The organism is Peribacillus sp. Bi134 (assembly GCF_918698065.1).
In the GTDB taxonomy this organism is placed as follows: Bacteria; Bacillota; Bacilli; order Bacillales; family DSM-1321; genus Peribacillus.
Window position 1 is genome coordinate 158,428 of record NZ_CAKKLN010000008.1, and the last position, 24,931, is coordinate 183,358.

20 protein-coding genes and 1 pseudogene are annotated in these 24,931 nt (G+C 38.0%); 3 read left to right on the plus strand and 18 right to left on the minus strand.

Annotation, left to right across the window (positions count from 1 at the left end):
* Window positions 1–148: 148 nt before the first annotated feature.
* The 9 genes from LQ188_RS19120 to LQ188_RS19160 all read right to left on the minus strand — a co-directional run bounded on the left by LQ188_RS19120 (window position 149) and on the right by LQ188_RS19160 (window position 9,532).
* The gene (locus LQ188_RS19120; protein ID WP_101224851.1) at window positions 149–883 is read right to left on the minus strand and encodes an amino acid ABC transporter ATP-binding protein; all 735 of its coding nucleotides are present in this window, start codon (window positions 881–883) and stop codon (window positions 149–151) included.
* A complete protein-coding gene (locus LQ188_RS19125) occupies window positions 880–1,524 on the minus strand; it encodes an amino acid ABC transporter permease (protein ID WP_076370951.1) in 645 nt (214 codons plus the stop codon). Before LQ188_RS19125 ends, LQ188_RS19120 begins: the two co-directional genes overlap by 4 nt.
* A gap of 64 nt (window positions 1,525–1,588) precedes the next feature.
* Window positions 1,589–2,365 (minus strand): transporter substrate-binding domain-containing protein, encoded by a 777-nt coding sequence (locus LQ188_RS19130; RefSeq protein WP_230177827.1) that lies wholly within the window; start codon window positions 2,363–2,365, stop codon window positions 1,589–1,591.
* Window positions 2,366–2,749: 384 nt separating this feature from the next.
* The gene (gene nikE, locus LQ188_RS19135) at window positions 2,750–3,565 is read right to left on the minus strand and encodes a nickel import ATP-binding protein NikE (protein ID WP_230177828.1); all 816 of its coding nucleotides are present in this window, start codon (window positions 3,563–3,565) and stop codon (window positions 2,750–2,752) included.
* 33 nt (window positions 3,566–3,598) lie between these two features.
* A complete protein-coding gene (gene nikD / locus LQ188_RS19140; protein ID WP_230177829.1) occupies window positions 3,599–4,426 on the minus strand; it encodes a nickel import ATP-binding protein NikD in 828 nt (275 codons plus the stop codon).
* Between the two features lie 18 nt (window positions 4,427–4,444).
* The gene (gene nikC / locus LQ188_RS19145; protein ID WP_101224855.1) at window positions 4,445–5,275 is read right to left on the minus strand and encodes a nickel ABC transporter permease subunit NikC; all 831 of its coding nucleotides are present in this window, start codon (window positions 5,273–5,275) and stop codon (window positions 4,445–4,447) included.
* A complete protein-coding gene (gene nikB, locus LQ188_RS19150; protein ID WP_101224856.1) occupies window positions 5,272–6,216 on the minus strand; it encodes a nickel ABC transporter permease subunit NikB in 945 nt (314 codons plus the stop codon). The genes nikC and nikB overlap by 4 nt, the downstream gene beginning before the upstream one ends.
* A 17-nt stretch (window positions 6,217–6,233) precedes the next feature.
* Entirely contained in the window at window positions 6,234–7,859 is a 1,626-nt protein-coding gene (nikA, locus tag LQ188_RS19155; protein ID WP_230177830.1) for a nickel ABC transporter substrate-binding protein, read from the minus strand.
* 335 nt (window positions 7,860–8,194) lie between these two features.
* Window positions 8,195–9,532, minus strand: a complete 1,338-nt coding sequence (locus LQ188_RS19160; protein ID WP_230177831.1) for a YjiH family protein — start codon at window positions 9,530–9,532, stop codon at window positions 8,195–8,197.
* A gap of 911 nt (window positions 9,533–10,443) precedes the next feature.
* Here LQ188_RS19160 and LQ188_RS19165 point away from each other — a divergent pair.
* Window positions 10,444–11,496, plus strand: coding sequence for a potassium channel family protein (locus LQ188_RS19165; RefSeq protein WP_230177832.1), 1,053 nt, complete (start codon window positions 10,444–10,446; stop codon window positions 11,494–11,496).
* A gap of 343 nt (window positions 11,497–11,839) precedes the next feature.
* Here the strand turns inward: LQ188_RS19165 and LQ188_RS19170 are convergent, their stop codons facing one another.
* From LQ188_RS19170 to LQ188_RS19195, 6 genes are all read right to left on the minus strand, one after another.
* A complete protein-coding gene (locus tag LQ188_RS19170; protein WP_101224860.1) occupies window positions 11,840–13,345 on the minus strand; it encodes a malate:quinone oxidoreductase in 1,506 nt (501 codons plus the stop codon).
* 617 nt (window positions 13,346–13,962) lie between these two features.
* Window positions 13,963–14,883 (minus strand): type I pantothenate kinase, encoded by a 921-nt coding sequence (coaA, locus tag LQ188_RS19175; RefSeq protein ID WP_101224861.1) that lies wholly within the window; start codon window positions 14,881–14,883, stop codon window positions 13,963–13,965.
* 96 nt (window positions 14,884–14,979) lie between these two features.
* A complete protein-coding gene (locus LQ188_RS19180) occupies window positions 14,980–15,273 on the minus strand; it encodes an RNA polymerase alpha subunit C-terminal domain-containing protein (protein WP_101224862.1) in 294 nt (97 codons plus the stop codon).
* 178 nt (window positions 15,274–15,451) lie between these two features.
* Window positions 15,452–16,846 (minus strand): amino acid permease, encoded by a 1,395-nt coding sequence (locus LQ188_RS19185; RefSeq protein WP_101224863.1) that lies wholly within the window; start codon window positions 16,844–16,846, stop codon window positions 15,452–15,454.
* 328 nt (window positions 16,847–17,174) lie between these two features.
* Entirely contained in the window at window positions 17,175–18,134 is a 960-nt protein-coding gene (locus tag LQ188_RS19190; RefSeq protein ID WP_101224864.1) for an L-threonine 3-dehydrogenase, read from the minus strand.
* Window positions 18,135–18,178: 44 nt separating this feature from the next.
* Complete coding sequence (locus LQ188_RS19195) at window positions 18,179–19,369, minus strand: glycine C-acetyltransferase (RefSeq protein WP_101224865.1); 1,191 nt, start codon at window positions 19,367–19,369, stop codon at window positions 18,179–18,181.
* Between the two features lie 375 nt (window positions 19,370–19,744).
* On the opposite strand from LQ188_RS19195, the gene LQ188_RS19200 reads away from it, so the two are divergent.
* Entirely contained in the window at window positions 19,745–19,885 is a 141-nt protein-coding gene (locus LQ188_RS19200) for a hypothetical protein (protein ID WP_202190642.1), read from the plus strand.
* A 435-nt stretch (window positions 19,886–20,320) separates the two neighbouring features.
* Here the strand turns inward: LQ188_RS19200 and LQ188_RS19205 are convergent, their stop codons facing one another.
* Window positions 20,321–21,589, minus strand: a complete 1,269-nt coding sequence (locus LQ188_RS19205; protein WP_101224866.1) for an S-adenosylmethionine decarboxylase related protein — start codon at window positions 21,587–21,589, stop codon at window positions 20,321–20,323.
* A gap of 287 nt (window positions 21,590–21,876) precedes the next feature.
* On the opposite strand from LQ188_RS19205, the pseudogene LQ188_RS19210 reads away from it, so the two are divergent.
* Window positions 21,877–22,774, plus strand: a pseudogene (locus LQ188_RS19210) (3-hydroxyacyl-CoA dehydrogenase).
* Window positions 22,775–22,923: 149 nt separating this feature from the next.
* Here the strand turns inward: LQ188_RS19210 and LQ188_RS19215 are convergent.
* Both LQ188_RS19215 and LQ188_RS19220 read right to left on the minus strand, forming a co-directional pair.
* A complete protein-coding gene (locus LQ188_RS19215; RefSeq protein WP_230177834.1) occupies window positions 22,924–23,451 on the minus strand; it encodes a DUF1456 family protein in 528 nt (175 codons plus the stop codon).
* A 127-nt stretch (window positions 23,452–23,578) separates the two neighbouring features.
* Window positions 23,579–24,541, minus strand: a complete 963-nt coding sequence (locus LQ188_RS19220) for a tRNA-dihydrouridine synthase (RefSeq protein WP_101225034.1) — start codon at window positions 24,539–24,541, stop codon at window positions 23,579–23,581.
* Window positions 24,542–24,931 lie beyond the last annotated feature (390 nt).

Sequence of the window (24,931 nt, forward strand, 5' to 3'; positions counted from 1 at the left end):
TTCCTGCTCTAAAAACCAAAAAAGTTATGCACAAAGATGAAGGAAAGGCTCCATGCGTTTGGGTTTCCCCTCATTTCCCGCATACCTTTGTCCACACTTCATGCACAACTTCATTCATGATTTACATCATCTCTTATAGTGCTTTCCGTTAAAGCACTTTGCTCAAGAATGCTTTCGTTCTTTCGTGCTGAGGGTTACCGAATAATTCATTCGGCTCATTTTCTTCCACGATATACCCTCCATCCATGAATATCACCCTGTCCCCGACTTCCCGGGCAAAGCCCATTTCATGCGTAACAACGACCATTGTCATGCCTTCTTTTGCAAGTTGTTTCATTACCTCCAAAACATCGCCGACCATTTCAGGGTCAAGGGCCGAAGTCGGTTCATCAAATAGCATGATCTTCGGATTCATCGCCAATGCCCTTGCGATTGCGACCCGCTGTTTTTGTCCGCCGGAAAGTTCCCCTGGATAGCTATTTGCTTTTTCCTTTAGACCAACCTTATCCAATAACTCAAGCGCTAACCTTCTCGCTTCCGCTTTATCGGTGGCACGAATTTTAATAGGACCCAAGGTTATGTTCTCCAAAACGGTTTTATGGGGAAATAGATTGAAATGTTGAAAAACCATTCCAACCTCTTGCCGGACTTTGTTTATATTGATTTTCCTTTTAGGATCGGTTATATCATGTCCGTTAATGACCACCTCACCGCCCGTAACTTCCTCAAGGAGATTCAGGCAACGCAGGAAGGTACTCTTTCCAGATCCAGAAGGGCCTATTACGCAAATTACTTCCTTTTCCTGCACTTCAGCGTTGATATCTTTTAAAACCTCGACAGTTCCAAATGATTTTCTCAGGTTTTTTACAGTAATGATGCTCATCGAACTTGTACCCTCCTTTCTATGAAATTAGCAATTAGGGTTAACAAATAGATGATGATAAAGTAAATCACACCAACGGCCAGCCAAATCTTGAACGCTTCAAAGGTTGCCGAAGCTTGAATCTGACCTTGCTGGGTTAAATCGGCTATACCAATGACGGATAATAGAGAAGTGTCTTTCAAGCTGATGATCGATTGGTTCGTAATGGTAGGGAGCATCCTTCTGAAGGCTTGCGGAAGCACGACATATCTCATTGTTTGGGTTCCAGTGAACCCGATGGATCTTGCCGCTTCCGTTTGTCCTTTATCGATGGATTGTATCCCAGCCCTTATTATTTCAGCAAAATATGCCCCTGCATTGATTGCAACGGTAATTATACCAGCTGTTGTACTGTCCAAAGAAATCAAATTCAGTGAATTCACACCAAAATAGATAAAAAATAACTGAACGATGAACGGTGTCCCTCGTATCGCATCCACATAAACCTTTGCAATCCAGTTCAAGATTTTGATGGGGGCAAGTCGCAGCAACGCGACAAGTAAACCAATCAAAAAACCTAGGATAATGGCAATCACAAAGATATAAAGTGTCACCTGAAGTCCTTTTAATAAAATAGGCAATGCCGCAACAATTATATCCATTTCTTTCACCCCTTTGAAAAAGAAAGCGCGCCATAAGCGCGCTTATTGAGCTTTAATCTATTGTTTATTCACCAAGATACGTTTTTATTATTTCATCATACGTGCCGTCTTTTTTAAGATTGGCAAGTCCATCATTTATTTTCTTCAATAGATCCTCGTTTTGCCCTTTCAATACAGCAATTCCATATTGGTCACCATTCAAACGGTCACCTACGATTTTCAACCCAAGATCTTTTTGGGCGATCGCATAGGAGATAACCGGGTAATCTTCTATAAGGGCATCGGCGTTGCCATTGGCCACTTCCTGGAACATCGCTGGACTATCATTGAATTGAACAACTTTAATTCCTAGTTTCGTAGCATTATCCTGTGCATATTTAGCACCTGTTGTTCCTTTTTTCACTGCAATGGTTTTTCCTTTAAGATCTTTAACAGTTTTAGTACTTGTATTCTCTTTTTTAACAACAATCGTTAATCCTGCATCAAAATACGGAGTCGAGAAATCCACTACCTTTTTTCTTTCCTCTGTAATGCTCATTCCCGCAATGGCCACATCAAGCTGATTGGCTTGCATAGCCGGGATGATTCCACCGAAATCCATTGGAGACAATTTGATTTTAAAATCCTGGTCTTTTGCGATTGCATTGATCAATTCAATATCAATACCTTTATAGTCGTTCCCCTCTTTAAATTCAAAAGGAGGATAAGTCGTATCCACACCAACTTTATATACCTTTTCAGGTTTCTTGTCCTCACCTGCATTTTTTTCTTCATTGGTTCCACAAGCCGAGATAAAGATAGTTAGAATCAAAAACATACTAAGTAAACCAAGTTTCTTCATTCAAATCACTCCAATTCTTAAATTATACGTGATAATAAATAATTCTCCCTATAATATAGCATAAGAATAAAGTATTATAATATGAATTTTTAGAATAAATATTATTTTCTCCAAATAATTTTTATGGATGTTTTTCCTAATATTGTTTCAGTGATGGAAAATAGAAAAAGGATATGGTTTACCAGGTCAGTTTTTGAAATCCCTAATAGGAGACACCCATTTAAGATCATTGGAAGATTGATTATCGATGCAACAAATAAAAGGAACCATTATGGTTCCTTTTATGCCCTACAATATGTGCTTCAGAAGCAATATAAACAAGAGCCTCGATTATCAAACTGAAATCGAGGCCTTCTAATCAATAAATATCCTTCTAGACTAAGTCTAGTTAGTCCTCGTCGGAAGAGAACGAAAACGCGGATGCTCAGCGAGTATAGAACTTCTCATCTGTTTAACGACAGGATGTTCTGACGAAAAAAACTGATCTTTAGAATTGTAATGCTCGATTAATTCTCCTTTTTCCAGTACACCCAAAGTATCAGAGATTGAATAAGCCGCTTTAATATCATGTGTAATAAATAGATAAGATAAGCCGAAGTCTTTTTTCAACTCACTTAATAATTCTAAAATCAGTGTTTGATTAACCATATCCAGACTGCTTACGGATTCGTCCAAGACGATTAGCAGTGGCTTAAGAGAGATTGCTCTAGCAATATTAATCCTTTGCAATTGTCCACCGCTAAATTGGTGTGGGTATTTTTTCAAATCCTTCTCACTTAGGCCCACTCTTTCCAATAACTCAATAACCGTTCTTTTTTGTTCGGCTACGGTTAGTTTTTCATAGTTTTCTAATGGCTCGCCTATAATACTTTCGGCTGTCATTCGTGGATTGACAGCTGAATATGAATCCTGAAAGACGACTTGTAGATCTCGGCGTATCTTTTGTCGGGTAAGCTTATCAGCAGTATAGATATCCTGCCCTTGAAACAGAACCTGTCCTTGCTGTGGACGTTCTAAACCAAGGATCACTTTTCCTAATGTACTTTTTCCAGCTCCACTCGTGCCAAGTAGCCCTAAACATGTTCCTTCATCAATAGAGAGGGAAATGTCAGTGAGTACTTTTTTAGAAGGCTCTTTCCATTTTAAAAACGTATGAGAATTATAGCTATGAGTTACTGCTTTTACTTGTAATAAACTCATTTATTCACCCCTCAAAAGAATGCAGTCCATATATCACAACATATGGGTGATAGGTTCTTCATGTTTAATGCTAAGGCGGGCATTTAGCAGTTTCTTGGTATACTCATGCTGCGGATTATCAAATAGTTCAAACACATTTGCTGTTTCTACAATTCTGCCATGTTGCATAACGACTACATCATCTGCCATTTCAGAAATTACTCCTAAATCATGAGAAATGAGTAAAATGGATGTTCCATATTCAGAACGAATTTTATCCAAGTGGCGAAGTACTTGTAATTGGTTATGAACGTCGAGTGCAGTTGTCGGCTCATCAGCAATAATAACGGTAGGATTTAAACATGCAGCCATCGCAATCATCACGCGTTGAAGCATACCTCCACTCAATTGAAAAGGATAGCTTTTTAATAGTTTCGCGGGATCTGGCAGGTTTACATTTTGCATCGCATCGATGGCAAGCTCTTTTGCTTGTTTTTTATTCAATGAGGTATGAGACCTAATCGTTTCGATAAATTGATTGCCAATTGTAAAAACAGGCGTAAATGCATTCATCGGATTTTGCATAATAAAGGCAATATCCTTGCCACGGATTTCACGTATTTCTTTATCGTCCAAACCATTCAATTCTCGTCCTTGGAGGGTAATGCTGCCTTTAATTGTCGTTGTTTTCCGGTCAAGAAGCTGTAGAATGGACATACTCGTAACTGTTTTACCACTCCCACTTTCCCCAACAAGACCCAATACCTTCCCTTTTTCCAGTTCAAAATTAATATCCTGAACGAGGGTGGAAGCACCTTCCTTTGTTTGTACTTGTACATGTAGATCGCTCACTGTTAATACATTCGACCGTTCTGTTCTCAATCTTCTCATTCCTTTTTATTAACGACGTTTGACTCCAAAACGTTCTGATAGCGCTTCGCCTAATAAATTGAAGGTGACTACAACAAGCATAATCATCAAACCTGGATATAGCATTAATTCTGGATTCGTCCGAATATAGGATTTCCCTTCATGAATCATTGCTCCCCATTCTGGTGTAGGGGGTTGCACGCCCAAACCTAGAAACGACATGGCCGATATATCCATGATGGCCCAACCCATTTCTAATGTACCCATAACAGCGAGCGGAGGAAGAACATTTGGAACAATATGTTTCTTTATTATCTTCCATTGAGAAGAACCGCTTATTTTAGCTGCCGCTATATAGTTTTGTTCTTTTAGACTAAGCACCATTCCTCGGAAAATTCTTGCATAATACACCCATTGCACAAGCATCAATGCTATGATGACCTGTTTAAGGCCAGGTCCCAATATACCAACAAGGCCAAGAATGAGCAAAAGATTCGGAAATGCCATAACACCATCACACAGTCTCATTAGCACCTGGTCCACCCATCCACCTTTATAACCAGCAATGGTTCCGACAATCAAACCGATGCCTAAAGATGAAATAAAGATTAATGTAGCAAATCCTAACGAAATGCGAGCTCCATATAAGATGCGTGATAACGTACATCGCCCTAAATGATCCGTTCCCAATGGATACTCAAAGGAAGATGGCTGTAGTTTATTAGCTAAATTGACAGCAATAGGATCATTAGGTGCAATCCATGGAGCCAAGATGGTGATGATAAATAGGAAGCATAATATTATTGAACAAAGGACAATCACTTTCTGACTTCTCATCATAATACGAAGACTTGTTATCATTGACGTTGCCCTCCTTTTCTGGAGATGCGTGGGTCGATACACATTTGGATTAGGTCAACAATCAAGTTGCTAAAAATGAATAGTCCCGCAGCTAAAAGCACATAGCATTGAATGACAGGAACATCCCGATTAAAAATAGCTTCAATGAAATAACGACCAAATCCTGGCCAGGAAAAAACCGCTTCGACGATAATGGTTCCAGTCAGCAGCTTTCCTAAATTCATCCCCAGTCCAGTAATCATAGGGGATATGGCTATTCTCAATACATGTTTTCCCATAATGACTTTTTTATGAATCCCTCTTGTGCGTGCAAAAAGGACATAAGGTTCCTGTAAATTTTCAAGAACGCTAGCACGTAATAGTCGAGTATACAAAGCTATTAATGGCAAAGCTAAAGTAACGGAAGGAAGAACCAGATGTTGCCAAGTCCCGATTCCTTCGACAGGAAATAGGTCGAGTTTAACAGAAAAGAAAAAAATCAATAAATAACCAAGCCAAAAAGAAGGGATGGACGCCCCGAAAAAAGAGAGAAGGCGACTAAAATGGTCAATACCACTGTTTTTCTTTATGCCTGCCAAAAACCCAAGAGGGACACTGACCAGGATAGCTAATATGATGCTACCTAAAGCTAACTGAATGGTCGCTGGCATTCGATAGGTAACCTCTTCCCAAACAGGTTTATTCGAAAGATAAGATATGCCAAAATCAAATTGGCATATCTTAATAATAGAATTTACATATTGAACATGGAGGGGTTGATCTAAGCCGAACTCATGTCTTTTCTGAGCCAATATCTCATCTGTAGATTGGATATGTGCTGCAGATAAATATGCCTCAGCTGGGTCCACGGGTGAAAGGTGAATCATTCCAAACGTTAGAAGAGTGGCCAAAAGAAAGATAGGAATAATGGCCATAATTCGTTTCAAGATATAAGTGCCCATGAAAACCCTCCTGTAACTTACTTCTCGATGCTAATTCCTGTGAATGGATGTTCATCCCGGTTAGCAGGGAATGTAAAATTAGATACATCTTTTTGGTAAACAGCTATTTTCTTAATATAAGAAATAGGCACAATCGCTCCTTGGTCTTGCAGTGATTCCAAAATAGTTGAGTAAAGTTCTTGACGTTCTTTTTCATCTGTTGTTCCAGGAACATCTGCAATTTGTTTTAACAACTCATCTCTGTTCGGATAAGATGAAATGGCTTCGTTAAAACCAAACCCTTCTGAACCAACGACATTTACGAAAGTATGTGGATCATATGGAGCGCCATAGTTACTAAAGAAATTCAATTCAAAATCATTAGCTTTGAATCTTTCAATTTGTACCGTAAGCTCAACTCCAACGATATTTAATTTAACACCTAGTGCCGCCCACTCAGATTGTAATGTTTCGGCCATTGCTTTTTGAATCGATTCTGCAGAGTCGTACATTAATTCGATTTCAAGCGGCTTTCCGTCTTTCTCACGAACGTTTTTTCCTTTTGGAAGCTTCCATCCTGCTTCATCTAATAAAGCTTTTGCTTTTTCGACATTATAATCAATCGCTGTTACATCAATGTCTGAAGTATACGGGAAGTTTGTCGGTAAAATGAAATCTGCCTTCTCTTCCAACCCAGAAGTAACTCCGTCAACCATTGCTTTTTTATTAAATCCATATTGTAATGCTTGACGAACACGTAAATCTGAAAGTTGTTCTTTCTTCGTATTCATAACTAGTTGTCTTGTCGCAACCGGATCAGAAATACTAGTCTCATAGTTACCTGTTGTTTCTAATTGTTTGAAAGCATCCAGACTGATAGCACCTTCACCATAAATTAGGTCTAGGTCACCTTTTTCAAAAGCAAGAACACGGGTTTCCGCATCAGGAATGATCTTGACTTTGATTTTCTTTACTTTAGGGAGTTCACCCCAATAATTTTCATTGCGTTTGAAAATAGCATATTCATCTGCTTTATGTTCTTCCAAAACCCATGGGCCTGTACCGACTGGTTTTGTAACACCTTTTGAAGTGTCACCATCTTTAGGGAATCCAGCATCACCTAAGAATCGGACTGGACGAACGACGGCTAACTCTTGAATAGTAGGATAATACGGCTCCTTTAATGTTAGTTTAAATGTGTATTGGTCAATTACTTCCGTTTGATCCACTTTCGGAATAAAGCCCAACCAACTATGTAAATCAACATTTTTCAATATTGTATCAAAGTTCTTTTTCACAATTTCAGCATTAAAGCTCGTACCGTCAGAAAATTTCACATCATGACGGAGGTTGAACGTATATTCCTTCCCATCCTTGGAAATTTCCCAAGATTCAGCTAAATGCGGTTTCAGCTCGCCTCCATCTTGGTAGCTGACCAAAGGCTCATATATCATTGATGTAGCGAATAATTGAGAAGGATTATAGACATGCGGATTCATTTCACCTATATCCCTCGGCCAAGCCATAGTAAGCATGTCTTTACTGTCTTTATTTGAAGTTGAATTTTCTTTTGATTCATTTGTACATCCAAGTAAAAGCGTTGATAAAATTAAAACGATTGCGGATATAAATAACACTTGTTTGCTGTTTCTTCTTTTTGACATGACATTGGTGCCTCCCAGTACCATATTGAGAATCTTTATCAATTCTAATGAGTAACTATATTATTGTCAATATAATGTCGAAATTCTCGAAAGATATAAATTTGTTTTGTTAGAAACATATTAACTCAACATCCTTTTCTTTGATGATGCTGTTCCAAATAATTTATTCTACGTCCCTACAAGCCTTCAAATGCCCCGCGCACCTGTACGTTCTACCATGCCTACTGATATAAAAGATTCTATTAAAAAAGGTCAACCAGTAATTTTACTGGTCGACCTTATAATACGAACGCACCCGTACGATTTGTGATCGAATTAAGATTCGTTGATTCGTACTAAAGCAGCAATATTGCGATAGGTGCAGTAATAATTAACGTGATGAGCGTCCGTTCAAACCAGATTACAATCAACTTCGTAATGCTGATTGGGATTTCGGTTGATAGGATACAAGGTATCGTCGCTGAAAAGAACAATATGGATGATACAGATACCACGGCAATAATGAACTTAGTTACCAGAGGTGCATCAACTACGAGAAGCGCCGGCAGGAACATTTCTGCAATTCCTATAGCTGAAGCTTTTGCAGCCAAAAATGGTTCAGGTATTTGCAATGCCCAAGTAAATGGGTAAAAAAGATAGCCAAGTAAATTAAATACTGGAGTATACTCCGCTAACACAAGGCTAATGAGACCAACGGATAAAATGGACGGCAGAATGCTCATTGTCATAAGAAAACCGTCCTTTAAGTTATCCCATAAATTTCTGCCAAGACTTACCGAATTGTTTGCTCCCACCATCGCACTATACCAGGCGTTTTTGAGAAGTCCTTCTTTGATAACCTCTTCTGGATCGGCATTATCCGAATAATAATCGTCGCTCATTTTATTTAATGGCCAAATACGTACGGTAATGGCAGTGACAAGGTACGTTATCCCTAAAGAAACCCAAAAGAAAAGGGACCATATGTCCATAAGCCCGAGAGTCTTTGCTACAACAATCATGAACGTTGCTGAAACGGTTGAAAAACCAGTTGCAATAATAGCGGCTTCTTTAAGCGTATATTTTCCTTCTTTATATAGTCGATTCGTAATAAGCATACCAATGGAGTAGCTTCCTGCTAAATCAGCGACCATATCAACTGCTGAACGCCCAGGCGTTTTAAATATCGGCCTCATGATTGGCTGCATCAGTACACCCAAAAATTCAAGAAGCCCGTATCCAATGAGAAGCGCCAAAAATAGAGCACCAAAAGGAACGACAAGTCCTACAGGTATGACAAGTTTTTCGAAGAGGAAAGGACCCATACTTGGGGCCATTAACCATTCGGGCCCAATCTTGAAATATATTAAGATCGCAACAACAGCACCTATTACTTTTAAGAAAGAAAAAACTATTGATACCTTATCCTTGCTCCAACTTTTTGAAATAAATGGATAGACAGCTCCTAATAGAATGACAATAAGAGCATAAATAGGAACGGCTGACGGCAAGGTTACTTTGATCCATGTTACTATATGATCAATTGGTATGCTTGAAACACCATTTATGGTAATAGGAATAAAAAACATAAAACTTCCTATTAAACTATATATGATAAACTTCAGTATATTAGTAGTTGATTGAATTTGCGGCTTCTCTTGTTTCGTATTTGTCGCCACATTTGGTGATCCCATAATTATTCCCCCTATTATATAATTGCATGCTGGGTAAATTCTTGGCGTCATACCCACATCCGATCCTCTCATCGCTCCTGTCTCACGATTTGGTAAGGCAACAGGACCAGAATACAACGTTCGATTACGATAGGGCTTTTAGTTCTCCGCTTGCCGCCATATCGTTTAAAATTAAAATTCGGCACGCCCCCTAGCCTAACCAGCAGAATACGGGAAGAAAAGCCTTGGAACTTTATTTATTATTGGGCCAATCCTGTTTCACAAATGCCATTGCCCGTGGTGCATCGTTAGGATTCCCCAGAGCTTTCACCCTCTTCCAGCTCTTATTGAGGATTCGAAGCAAAACACTCCCAGTTATGTGCCGCTTTCCAATCCCGCCATATACCCTCCATCTGGGGCTCAGCTATATTCCGATTTTTCATTAATATGGGAAGTACTGTCTTTTGTATGCAATCCTGTTCCTTTATAAAATCATTATTCTATTTATTGTATCCGCTTTCATTTTGATGGACCTCCTCGTTATTTAACATTCATTGTATATTGAAAATTCAAATAATAATTTTATTTTTTGATAATTATTTTATAATTTATTTACAAAAATTCATCTGATATTGTTCATTTTATAATCTATATTAAAATTAGAGCAAAATTTAATAGCAGAATACGTGGTTTTGGTGCAAAAAACCCATACTGATTGTGTGGTCTATTAAACTTCTGCAGATGAAACCCAATGGAATTCTCAACGATCTGCCCATTTCTTTGCTTAAGAAAATGATCTGAACGTTATTTTAAACAGTTTTCTTTTGCTTCTTGCTTGGGTAAAAAATAGTTTTTTTACACTTACGTTTATTTAATTGTTAAATTGGGGAACTATAAATTTAATCGATGACTTGAAAACTAGGATGGGTATGATGAGAATTAAGGTAAAAAAAATAATATATTACCTGATTAAATTAAGAGGTAGAATCTTTATACCATTTGCCATTTTATACATATTAGTTGCTGCATATGTTGCTTTTTCAATAGAGCCACAGACGTTCGAATCATATTTAACCTCAGTTTACTGGGTTCTTACAACGCTTGCTACGGTTGGTTTTGGGGACTATGCACCAGTCACTGATCTTGGAAAAGCATTTACCATTGGTCTTTACATCACTGGTATTGGGCTTGTTAGTCTTTTTATTGGAAGAATCATTAAATCTGTATATCTTATCGAAAAACGTAAAGTTGGTGGAAAAATGAAATATACAGGTAAAAATCATATCATTTTGATTGGTTGGAGTGATAAGTCAAAATCTGCACTCCAAGAAATTTTTAAATCTGATGAAACCATTGATATTGTAATCATTGATAACTTGGAAAAAGCTCCTATGATGGAGGAGCGTCTGTTTTATGTTCGCGGGGATGCCACCGATGAAGAAACATTACTCCGTGCAAATCTGCCTAAAGCAAAAGGCGTTATCATTTTTGCTGACCAAATTACACAAGATAATTATGCTACAAAGGATCCGTTACTTGTCGATGGAAAGACATTATTAGTTGCCACTGCCATAACGGCCATTGAAGAAAAAACAAATACGTCCATCCATGTCACAGCCGAGGTGATCAATCAAAAGCATATTCGTTTATTCGAGCGTGTAAAGGTGGACGAGTTTATTCCTACGCAAGAAATGATCTCCCACGCAGCAGTACGATCATTATTTTCTCATGGAGTCACCCACATGTATTCAGAACTTATGAGCACGAAATATGAGGAAACTATGTATGAGATTCCTAAACAAGATGAATGGCTAACCTATCGTGATGCGTTTATAGATCTTCTTAACAAAGGAGCCACACTGGTAGCAGATCGTGGTGATCTTAACATAAACCAAAAATTAGATGCAAGAATTCCCGATGATGCACAGCTTTTCATTATTTGCGATAAAGAAACCATTTCCCAAATAAATTCAAAGATACATTAGAAGCAGAAATCTTTAGGGATGCTATAATAGCATCCCTCAGTTTGTAGAAAAGGGGGTTCTATCTAAAAGTTAAAACTAATTTATTGGAGCGGGTGTACGAGACAGGGGAGACCCCGCAGGCGCAAGCGGAGGAGGATCCCGGACCGCCCGCGGAAAGTGAGTGCCTCTCGTTCCAATCAACGTCCAAATTGTACTAGCGCCATAAACTCAATTTTCTTCGTGTTTGCCTACAAATAAGCATCCTTAAATGAATAAGGCTTTAAAACAAAAAAAGAACCTTCAATCAATGATAGATTAAAGGTTCTGTTATTTTTAATTTCAATGTTACTTCAGTATCCAAAAATTAACTATAAACTAGCTCTTTTTTTTTGCTTAGACCAAGCGTCTCTGATGTTGAAGTTTGAATTTCGTGCAGAAGCTCAGTATTTTCCATTAGTGACTCTCCATAAGAAGGAATCATTTCTTTAATTTTCGGTTCCCACTCTTCCATACGTTGCGGGAAGCATTTATTAATTACCTCAAGCATAACATGAACAGCTGTAGAAGCCCCTGGAGAAGCACCTAGCAATGCTGCAATCGAGCCATCGGATGCACTGACAACTTCCGTACCAAATTGAAGTGTACCTTTGCCGCCTTCAGCAGTATCTTTGATAACTTGTACACGTTGGCCAGCCACTACTAAATCCCAATCCTCGCTCTTAGCGTTCGGGATGAACTCTCGTAACTCTTCCATGCGCTGTTCCTTCGATAACATAACTTGCTGGATCAAGTATTTTGTCAATGGCATCTCTTTTGCGCCTGCCGCCAACATAGTTAAAACATTATTAGGTTTTACGGAAGTTATTAAATCGAGCATTGAACCTGTTTTTAAGAACTTCGGAGAGAAGCCTGCAAATGGTCCAAAAAGCAACGATTTTTTATTATCGATAAAACGTGTATCAAGATGCGGAACAGACATTGGTGGAGCACCAACTTTAGCTTTTCCGTATACTTTTCCATGATGCTGCGCAACAACTTCCGGATTATTACATACCATGAAGTATCCACTAACTGGGAATCCGCCGATATGCTTCCCTTCAGGAATACCGGATTTTTGCAGCAAATGCAAGCTTCCGCCCCCGCCGCCGATAAAGACGAATTTAGCATTATGGCGTTCTACGCTGCCAGTATCGACATTACGAACTTTTAATTCCCATGTGCCATCGCTAGCCCGTTTAACATTATCAACACTATGTTTATATTTGATATCGACGTTTTTAGTCTTTAAGTGGTCAAACAACATGCGTGTCAAAGCACCAAAGTTAACGTCAGTACCGTAATCAATTTTTGTTGCCGCTATAGAATCATTTGATGGACGGTCTTGCATAATAAGTGGAATCCATTCCATCAGTTTTGCTGGGTCATCGGAAAACTCCATACCTTTGAACAGAGGATTTTTTGACAGCGCTTCAAAACGTTTCTTTAAGAACGCTACATTTTTATCCCCTTGTACCATACTCATATGAGGCAATGGCATGATAAAGTCTTGCGGATTATCAATCAGCTTACAGTTTACAAGATACGACCAAAACTGCAATGAAACTTGGAACTGTTCATTAATTTTAATTGCTTTGCTTATATCTATAGATCCGTCAGACTTTTCGGATGTATAGTTAAGCTCACAAAGTGCAGAATGACCCGTACCCGCATTATTCCATTCGTTAGAGCTTTCTTCTCCTGCGTTTGCAAGCTTCTCAAATACTTTGATTTCCCATTCCGGTGCTAACTCTTTCAGTAATGATCCCAAAGTCGCGCTCATGACTCCGCCGCCAATTAAGATAACGTCTGTTTGTTTCTGTATGTTGCTCATTATAACCTTCCTTATCCCCTATATTTTCAAAAAAGATGTAGGCGCTCCTGCTTAGGTGTCACAAAAAGCCAGGCACGAACAAGGAACACACCTTTTCTGTCTCCTTATAACTATATCATAGTCTATTATTATTATTTCATAGATTAAAATATTCTACTATTACTTTTTTTGTTAAAATATTGATTTTGTGAAGAAATTAGCTTAAACTTATCCGCCCCGATAGTCGCATTAAAAGATTTCTTCAGCAACTTCCCCTTATTGAAGGAAGAAACTGTTAGTGAAATAATATTGACACATCGGAAAAAGCAACGAAAAAACACATTTATTGACAAAATCAGAAGTGAAATTAGAAGGATTTGTAACCATTTCCCTAAACAATAAGTACCTTCCTGAAAATGTTAAACTCCTACCTTTTTAACTTGTATCATAAATTTCACCCAATTATTAGATATTATAACAATACCAATAATTACTGATAATTAAACCAATATAAGGTAAGACCATTGATAATATTGCTAATTTTAAGACTTATAGCATAGTCCCTTATAAAAAATTACTTACTTTATTGCTATTACAAAAAAATATTATTCTAATACACAATCCTTACATTCATTATATTATTTTCGCATAAAGATATTTTCAACTTTGTGTTCTGATCCCTTTTTCAAGACGAGTTTTGCCCGTCCTTTTGTCGGCAGTATATTTTCATGTAAATTTTTCAAATTGATTTCATCCCAAATTTGAGTCGCTTGTTTAATGGCCTGTTCCTTAGACAAGTTAATATAACGGTGAAAATAGGATTCAGGACTTTGAAATGCGGTCTTTTGAAGTAAAAGGAACCTTTCAACATACCATCTTTCTATGTCGTTTACATCTGCATCTACATAGAGTGAGAAATCAAAAAAGTCACTGACGAATACTTGGTTTTCCTTGTCTACCTGAAGAACATTAACACCTTCCACTATTAAGATATCCGGATTACAGATAGTCTGCACTTCATTTGGCAAAATGTCATACTTCAAATGTGAGTAGATTGGAACTTCCACTTTATTTTTTCCTGCTTTTACATCTCCGATAAGATTAATTAATTTTTGAGTATCATAACTTTCAGGAAACCCTTTTCTTTTCATGAGTCCTTTTTCTTCTAAAAGATCATTTGGGTACAAAAAACCGTCGGTAGTGACAAGACCTACGTTTCTGTGATTATCCCATCTAGATAATAAAGTCTGAAGCAACCTTGCTGTCGTACTCTTTCCTACAGCAACACTCCCTGCAATCCCAATGATATAAGGTACTTTTTTAACATCAGTTTTTAAAAATGAAGTGGTGGCTGTGTTAAGCTGCTGAGATGCTTCAACATGTAAATTGATCAAACGAGTCAAGGGCAAATAAACCTCTTCTACTTCCTGAATGGATATTTCTTCATTTATTCCTTTTAAGTTATCCAATTCTTCTTCAGTTAAAGGAAGAGGAGTATGGTTTCGCAGAGATGCCCACTTTTCTCGATTGAATTCAAAATAGGGAGTATAGGAACTCATGATTTTTCGTTACCTCACTTTTTAGAGTTACTATCAGTTTAACAAGGATGATGATCATAAAAAAGATGTTCCTGATCCCTTATCCACGTAAAGTGATTAATCTTTGAATGATAACCCGCCTGTCTCCAAAGCAGCCCTAAGTTTAGGTAAAGAAGCTGGTCCCATACCGTGAAATTTCAAAATCTCTTTTTCACTATATGTTGAGAGCTGTTGTAAAGAGGTTACCCCATTGTATTCCAATGCACGTCTGGCAGGTGCCGAGAGCACTGAAAGAAATCCGGTGTCCGGTTTTCGTTCCTGCTCACATACAGGGCAGGTCGGACAATCGCTGGATTTATAGTATTTGTGTCCCTTTTCGCAAGTCCTCATATTCTTCTTTGAAGTTGTCATTGTCAACTTCCCCTTTTCTTAAGATTTTTAATCCGAACATAAAAAGTTCACACTTCACAATGAAGTAATCATTTTAATCCATTTTATCATCTCTTGTTAAAACTGAACTGCCCTTTTGGTTTCATTGGAAAAGGGCTGCCGCAGCAACCCTTTGTAAAAACCCAAAGTGAATGATAGATTAACCCACTTTATCTTCCTTAGCCTCTGCCTGAGCATTGGCTTGTACACGCTTGTCTATTCCAAAAGCGAAATAACTAATTACAACGATAGCCAGAAAACCTACTCCAACCATAAGTGATATGCGTGTGTCATCATTAAACCACATACCGATTAATACCATGACCAAGAAAGCGATGGTCAGGTAGTTTGTAACAGGTGCAAAAGGCATCTTGAATGGATGATTGTGCATTTCAGCTTTTTTGACTTTCCTGAATTTAATTTGACTGATCAGAATGACAAACCATGGAATCATTCCAGGAAGTACACTCGCACTGTATACATGCACAAATAAATTTTCTGGTGCAATATAACTTAATACAACCCCAAGTGCTAACCCGACTATCACTCCGAAAGTACCGAATAAAGGAACACCGCTATTAGATACTTTAGCAAAGAATTTTGGTGCTTGTCCATTCATCCCTAATGTGTAAAGCATGCGTCCAGCACTGTAAATACCACTATTGCAGCCAGACATAGCAGCCGTGATTACGACAAAATTAATGATTCCAGCTGCTGCCGTGATACCAACCTTCGCAAAAGTCGCAACAAATGGACTGCCAATCGCGCTTAATTGATCCCAAGGGTAAACGGTTACAATAATGAAAATTGCACCGATATAGAAGATTAAAATACGCCAAATGGTACTTTGAATCGCTTTCGTTATCGTTTCTTGCGGATTCTTTGCTTCACCAGCTGTAATCCCAATTAATTCTACACCTTGATAAGCGGCAACCACCAGTGAAAGAGCAAAGAAGAAGCCCTTCCAGCCACCTGTAAATAAACCGCCATGCTCCCAAAGATTCGATAATCCTAAGGCTTCCCCTCCGTTACCTAATCCAAAGAAGATAAGTCCAAAACCTGCAACGATCATTAAAATGATTGTCACGATTTTAATCAATGCAAACCAAAATTCAATTTCCCCAAAGGATTTAACGGAAATTAAGTTCGCTGCTCCAAGAATCACCATTGCGATTAAACCTGGAATCCAAGCAGGGAGATCAGGGAACCAATACTGCATGTACGTCCCCACTGCAATAATTTCTGCCATCCCGACAATAACCCATTGGAACCAGTTACTCCATGCTGTCATATACCCAGCCAATGGATGAATGTACTTATAACCAAATGTCGCAAATGAACCTGTACTTGGCTCCAAATACAACATTTCCCCCATTGCGCGCATGATCAAGAATATAAAAAGCCCAGATATCGCATAAGCTAACATTACAGACGGGCCTGTCCATTGGATCGTGCTGGCTGAACCCATAAATAAACCGACACCAATCGTTCCGCCCAAAGCGATCATCTGAATATGACGACCTTTCAACTCCCTATTCAAATCTTTGTTTGCCATTCCATTTCCCCCTACACTACTAATAGTCGAAATTTTTTCAAGATGCTTAATACACTCCCTATTTAGTATAGAAATGATATAGCAGGCTCCACTTTTTTTATCTTTCTTAAAGCTGCCTCATAAAATCATTCTTCACTCTTAAGCATTCTGACAGTTGGAAAGATTACCATAAAATTTCATGTTATTTCTTAATTCTGTTCAAGGTTTCATAGAAAGCGCTTACTTTTTAACGTTTATAAAAGCTCACCCCTTAAACATTAAAATTCCCCTGTATAAAGTAACCCGAATAAAAGAGTATTGCAACTCTTTTATTCGGCTGGCAGGTTTATTATGCTGTTACTAAAAGGGACTTTATTCTCAGCTTTAACAACATATCATTCGTCATTTTCTCCAAATCATATTCCGCCTTGAATCCCCACTCTTCCTTCGCACAAGTTGAATCAATTGTATTTGGCCAACTGTCTGCAATGGATTGTCTTACAGGATCGACTTCATAATTCATGACAAATTCCGGAATATGCTTTTTAATTTCGGCTGCAATTTGCTCCGGATCAAAGCTCATGGCAGAAACATTGAAAGAATTCCGATGTTTCAATTTTGAGGCATCTGCCTCCATTAATGTAATGATGGCTGCTAAAGCGTCCGGCATATACATCATATCCATATACGTTCCCTTATCAATGTAAGAAGTATATCGCTTGTTTTTAATCGCTTCATAGTAAATTTCAACTGCATAGTCGGTAGTTCCGCCGCCAGGAGGTGTCGCATACGAAATCAGTCCCGGGAATCGAAGACCTCTCGTATCAACCCCAAATTTATGATGATAATAATCACATAATAATTCTCCGGATACTTTGTTCACGCCGTACATCGTGTTCGGCCGTTGAATGATGTCTTGCGGTGTCCAATCTTTAGGAGTGGTTGGACCAAAGGCACCAATTGAACTAGGTGTAAATAATTGGCAATCGAGTTCTCTTGCAGATTCCAAAGCATTGACCAATCCGCCCATGTTTAAATGCCAAGCTAAAAGCGGCTTCTTTTCAGCTGTTGCCGACAATAAAGCGGCTAAATGTATAATCGTATCCACTTCATGTTTTTTTGCCATGTTATACATCGCTTTTTCATCTGTAACATCCAATATCTCAAATGGACCCGATTGAGCAACATCGCTGTCCGTTTTTCGAATATCTGTTGCAATGATATTGTCAGCTCCATAAATCTCTCTCATTTTCAGCGTCAATTCTGAACCAATTTGACCTAAAGCCCCCGTTACCAAGACCTTTTTCATCAAAAATCCCTCCCCATGTTTTAAACTCTGAAACAAGCAATCTCTTATATGATCGACATCTCTTTTCCTACTTTTTCATAAATGGCAATTGCACGATCCAGCATCTCTTTTGTATGAGCAGCAGTAGGCATATTCCTCACTCTTCCTGTTCCTTTTGGAACGGTAGGGAATACGATGGATTTAGCATACACACCTTCTTCATTCAGCCTTTTGCTGAATTGCTGCGTTTTTGCTTCATCACCTATAATGCAAGGCGTAATCGGTGTTTCGCTCTCCCCGATATCAAACCCTAATTCTTTTAGGCCTTTTTTCAAATAATCGCTGTTTTCCCACAGCTTATTTTGAAGTTCTGAGCTATTCATCAAAATATCGATGGCTTCTATACTAGCTGCAACTGCTCCCGGTGTGGCAGCCGTTGAAAATAAAAATGGACGGCTTCTCACTTTTAACCAATCAATCAAATCTTTCTTTCCTGCTACATAGCCTCCAACAACACCAATGGCTTTGGATAATGTACCAATTTGGAAATCCACTTTATCGGATAATCCAAAATGTTTTACCGTTCCTGCACCATTACCTAATACACCTGAACCATGCGCATCATCAACATACGTAATTAAATCGAACTCTTCAGCTATCTTCACAATTTCAGGAAGCTTGGCAATATCCCCATCCATCGAGAAAACCCCATCGGTGATAATCATGATCTTGTTATACAATCCGGACTCCTTTGCTTGACGTGCTTTTGTCCGTAAATCGTCCATGTCGGAATGGATAAAAGGAATAATTTTCGCCTTGGATAATCGGCAACCATCAATGATTGAAGCATGATTCAGTTCATCTGAAAGAATGGCATCTTGTTTATCCATCACTCCTGAAATCGCTGCCATATTACAGTTAAATCCAGATTGATAAGCAATGGCTGCTTCTGTATGTTTAAACTCGGCAAGCTTTTCTTCTAATTTGACATGAATATCTAACGTTCCGTTGATCGTACGAACGGCACCGGCACCAACACCATATGTTTTAGTCGCTTCTATGCAAGCCTCTATTAATCGTCTATCTGTTGCTAAACCTAAATAATTATTGGATGATAAATTAATTAGCTCTCTGCCTGCAATGGTGATTACCGGACCGTTTGGACCTTCCACCGGATCAATAACGTTGTAAAGCCCCTTTTCTTTTAAATCTTCCAAATTTTCTTTCAAAAATTTATTTAATATTTCACTTGACATTTAATATACCCCCTCATTGATGGTTGGAATAAATGCAGGATCTTTATATGTTTTACCCCTATTTAAAAAAACATTGTATTTTTTTCCTTTTTTCCAAAAATACACGTGTCTTCTCCATAAACACACTCAACATTAACGTAAATCCCTTTATACTAAGTGTTATTACAATCATAATAATTGATAATTTTAATGTTGTCCATATTGTGTGGACAAAAAAATTTGAATTTTTGTAGTTTTTACAATCAGCATTCGCCTGAAATGCGTTTATATCAATGGAAATACGAAGAGAATTTCATCAATTTTCCAATGTAACCGATGTTTTATCTACTGGTTTTTTGGAGACATTAACCATTAACCTAATTAAGGAGTGGTATTGTGAAAACGGAAAATGAAAAGACCTCAGAAGGCCTAAATGAGATTTTTGAGATTATCAATGCAAAAGGTGACATTGGTGAATTAAAAGAAATCGTCCAAAAATCTGATGAACAAACAAATGAAGTCAACCAAGGGGATTGATTATCCTCTTTCAGTTTTGTCGAAAAAGGGAGTCCGGAATGGTCTCTTGTCGAATCCCTTCCACGATTTTACCGAAGTGATTTCACCACTTTTTAAAACAATACTTGGTGCCCCCTTCCAGATGAGACTTGGCAGATAGTCGGCGGAAAGGGAGCGAATTTCTTAAACTTTTTTAAAGAAAAAACTGAAATTGTCTATGGTCTGCAAGGGCATTAATTATCCTCTTTTTTGTCTGTTTTACATTGTACTAATGGACGTTAAAGTGCATTACAACAATAAAAAAAGAGCTGCTGATCAGCTCCGGATATTGCCGTAACTTACACGTAAAAAGCAGATCAAAAAACAAAAAAGTTATGCACATTCAGAAGGAAAATGTGCACAACTTTAGTTGAAAATTTAAGCCAGCTCAATTCTGATGCCGACTTAAAATTCACATTATTGATTCATCTTTTTCATTCTGTGAAGTAAAGGACCATCTGAATGATTGTTTTCACCAATTACAAAACTCGTCATATAATAGGTCAAATATTGACCGTAATGATTATTGGTATTTAACAATAACTCATCCACATAGTATACCCCTTTGGGGATTTGATCCATTAGCAGCACCGATAATGAAGCATATATCCCGCAGGCCACTTGAAAGTATGTTGCATTGGTTTTGTATTTGGAAAAGATATCGCGATTCTTTAATGTATTATACATATAACGCTCCTTATCTTGATAAACGATAAGGACACCAACTAGATCTTCCCCGTCAAGTTCGGCTTCAAGCGGATCAAGAACCTTCATGTCATGATTCCATAATTGATCGGCGTCATCCAGTTTCGAGCGGATTAACTCCGTCGTATGGTCATTTACCTTATATAAAAAGCCGCCTTCCATATCATACAATTTACATAAAGTATATACTTCCTCATGAGGCATTAAACAACCATAAAACTGTTTGTCCCCTAATTTGACCTTAAATTCGACATCATAAACATTTTCATATAAAAAGAGCGGTGTATGGTGATTCATAAACATTGGATAGCATGAAATAGCCTCATCCAGAAAGCACTCGGGAGACCAGGTTGTGTAAATGACGTCATTCTTTGCCTTCGATTTGTCCTTAAAAAACGAATTGTCATGCTCTACAATGTAACAGCCAAGCGGTCGTTCCTCTGAATCACTCTTTAGCAGCTCAATGGCCATCCATTGGACCACCCCTGGATTCATTCCCGACCCAATGATAGCTGTAGAATTGGAAAATTGATCTTTAACCTTTTCAAAATGCCTGATCCGTTCAATTAGAGGAAACCCATAATATAATTCTTCATTTTCATCGATCATTGTGTTTTCTAAAGCGGAATTAACATAATTAACGCCTAATGCGTCGCAGCATTGCAGCATTTCAACCGTATCCGCCCATGAAAGATCAATGACACATAATGTTTTTGTGCTTTCAAGATGCTTAATAAACCGCTTTGTATCTTTTAAATCAAATTGATGCAGTACAATTTGATCTTTTAGCTGTGGAAATAATTCATGATAATATTTTTCTTCCTTTTGTTTAATATCAATTAAGTGAATAATACAACTGGATATAAAAAGATGGATTGGATCCTTTTTATCAATAGCTGATTTATTCAATATGGAAAGTATTGATTTTGCGGCCCCTCCTGCACTCCCAAGAATGGTTATCACTTTTTGGTAATCATCCATTTTTGCACCTCGTCCAACCTTTTTATTATAAACTATGTGGTTACGAGTGAAATGCAATGGGCAACTGATGAAATGAGCAATACGTACAAGCTATCATCAATTCAAAATAATAGGAATGGTTATGAAGAAACTCCTGCATCTAAGAAGGGGTGTTACGTTTTAATATGCTTTTATCGGGTCCCTTAAAGGGAAAATAATATATATCCAAAGCTATTCCTGCATCTATTTTCATGATAAGTGCAATAATTAACAAGTAGAGATATCCAAAGAAATAAAGGAGAATGACTATGAATTATCAGAATATCACGATTGCCGACAGCGGCGTTTTAGGAAGTCAGATTGCATTTCAAACCGCATTCAAAGGATTTAACGTATCAGTATATGACATCAATGATGAAGCATTGGAACGTGCAAAAGATAGGATCACTAATTTGAAGCCCTACTATAAAGAAGACATAGGAGCTGCGGAGGAAGATCTTAATGCTGCTTATGCCCGCATTTCTTTCCACAGTGATTTATCTGGGGCAGTTGCCGAAGCTGATTTTGTGATTGAAGCGATTCCGGAAGTGGTTCAAATCAAAACCGATTTTTACACAGAGTTAGGAAAAGTGGCACCTGAAAAAACAATTTTTGCCACGAACTCTTCTACATTATTACCAAGCCAATTTGCCGAAGCAACAGGCCGTCCAAAAAAATTCCTCGCTTTGCACTTCGCTAATGAAATCTGGAAAAACAATACGGCAGAAATCATGAAGCATCCTGGAACGGATAGTGAAGTTTTCGAAGAAGTGATTGATTTTGCAAAGTGATTGGAATGGTTCCTCTGCCTTTACATAAAGAACAGCCAGGCTATATTCTGAATTCCTTATTGGTTCTCTTTTGGATGCTGCCCAAATGCTCTTATTAAAAGGAGTGGCTGATATGGAAACCATCGATAAAACGTGGATGGTCGCAACAGGGGCACCTCTTGGTCCATTCGCTATATTGGACGTGGTAGGAATCAATACCGCTTATAATATTTCACTTGCAAAAGCGAAAGCGACAGGTGATCCAGATATTGAAAAGCTGGCTAACTTATTGAAAACAGAATATATCGATAAAGGGAAAATCGGAAGAGAAGCAGGAGAAGGCTTCTATAAATATCCAAACCCCAATTTAGCAAAAACAGACTTTTTAAAAGGTTAATGATTCAGAAGGTGCCTTGAGAGTGCCTTCTTTTTTTACTATTTGCACTTTATATCCCTTCAATATCGTCCATAAGAAAAAGACCATGAAATCGTGAAAAGTACTTTTCACGATTTCATGGTCTGATTTATAATGTAGATGTTACAGTGTTATCCCCTATATCTCAAAGTTAATCCTTTTAAGAAATTCCTCGCGTATCGATCTCCGCACTCTTTATAATTCCTATGACCCACTTTTCTTAGTATAGCGCTTAATTCCCCTTTGGTTATCATGACTCCTGCTTCTTCCAAAATTTCGATCATATCCTCACTGGTTAATGTTAATGCTATTTTCAGTTTCTTCAAGAGGATATTATTCACACTTTCCTTAATCTTTACAGCCGGTGCCTGACTTTGAGGCTGACCAGGTTTTGGCTCTTGTCTCCCTCTTTTAAAAATGATCAAACCATTTAAAAAGGACTCTAACATCATGTTATTGCAGGTTACCCCATCTTCCTCTTCATCCATATCATCATATTCTTCATATTCATCATAATAATCATCTTTTGGTTTTGTGAGCATCTGCATGACTTCTTCCATTGTCACTTCAATCTCCCCGAGTTTAAATATCTCTACCATATCTTTATTTTTAATATCAAGCGCATATCTTAATCGAATTAATATATCATGATTATGCATCCAAAAACCTCCTATGTATTTCTCTATTCACAGTACTCTCATTATTACACAAATGGATGGAAATAAACGCAGATTAAAATCCGAGAACCTTTTACAGATTCCCGGATCACTCTGCTTATTGCTCCCATCAACATTCTTTTCCAAAGTTATCAAGCAATGCACGCACTTCATCTGTTGATTTCGTGTTCATCAATTGATTTCTTAATTCACCAGCTCCACGGAATCCTTTGACATAAATTTTGAAAAAGCGATGAAGCCCTGTGATTGAACGTGGTAGTACTTCCGCATATTGATCTTGAAGATCGAGCTGCAATCTTAAAAGATCAAGGTATTCTTTACTGCTATGCTCTTTTGGCTCTTTTTCAAAAGCAAAAGGATTTTTAAAAATTCCTCGCCCGATCATAACGCCATCAATACCATATTGTTCAGCAAGCTGCAGTCCAGTTTGACGATCAGGAATGTCTCCATTGATTGTTAGTAGCGTATTTGGTGCGATACGGTCACGTAATTTTTTGATTTCCGGAATTAGCTCCCAATGCGCATCTACTTGGCTCATTTCCTTTCTTGTACGTAAATGAATGGAAAGGTTCGCAATATCCTGTTTTAAAATTTGCGTCAGCCACTCCTCCCACTCATTTACATCATTATAGCCAAGTCGTGTTTTCACGCTGACAGGCAGTCCGCCCGCTTTTGCTGCTTGAATAAGTTCTGCCGCCACGTCTGGACGCAGAATTAGGCCACTACCTTTCCCTCTCGATGCCACATTCGGTACAGGGCAGCCCATATTAATATCGATGCCCTTAAATCCTAGCTCTGCCATGCCAACACTCATTTGACGGAAATATTCGGGATTATCCCCCCAAATATGTGCCACCATTGGCTGCTCATCTTCTGTAAAAGTCAAACGGCCACGCACACTTTTCATGCCCTCTGGATGGCAATAGCTATCCGAGTTTGTAAACTCTGTGAAAAATACATCCGGTCGACCGGCTTCACTTACTACGTGACGAAAAACAACATCTGTCACATCTTCCATTGGTGCAAGTACAAAAAATGGTCGTGGTAAATCACGCCAAAAATTATCTATCATTTCAAACTCAAATCCTCTCACTATGGATACAACTTCAAACTCTCGGTCAAAAAATATAAAAGCCAAGTGCTCCACTTCTTTTACACTTATATCATGCTTAATAACTCCTTATCAAACACAAGTACATTTTGGACATTTATAATTTGTGAAAATCGGCAATGTTTATTTTAAGGAAAATCTGTCCGAATGGAATTGACGGCGGACTTGAATACCCAAAACGCATTTACAGCTCAAACCCACCAGAATTACATTATGAAGAAGAATAAAAAATAGGAGAACATGTTTTAATAGAAACATGTTCTCAGAAAATCAGTATTTTATTCAATACATGATTCCAATATATTTATCCATTTACATCAGTGTAAAAACTATATACAAAAGCAACTAGCG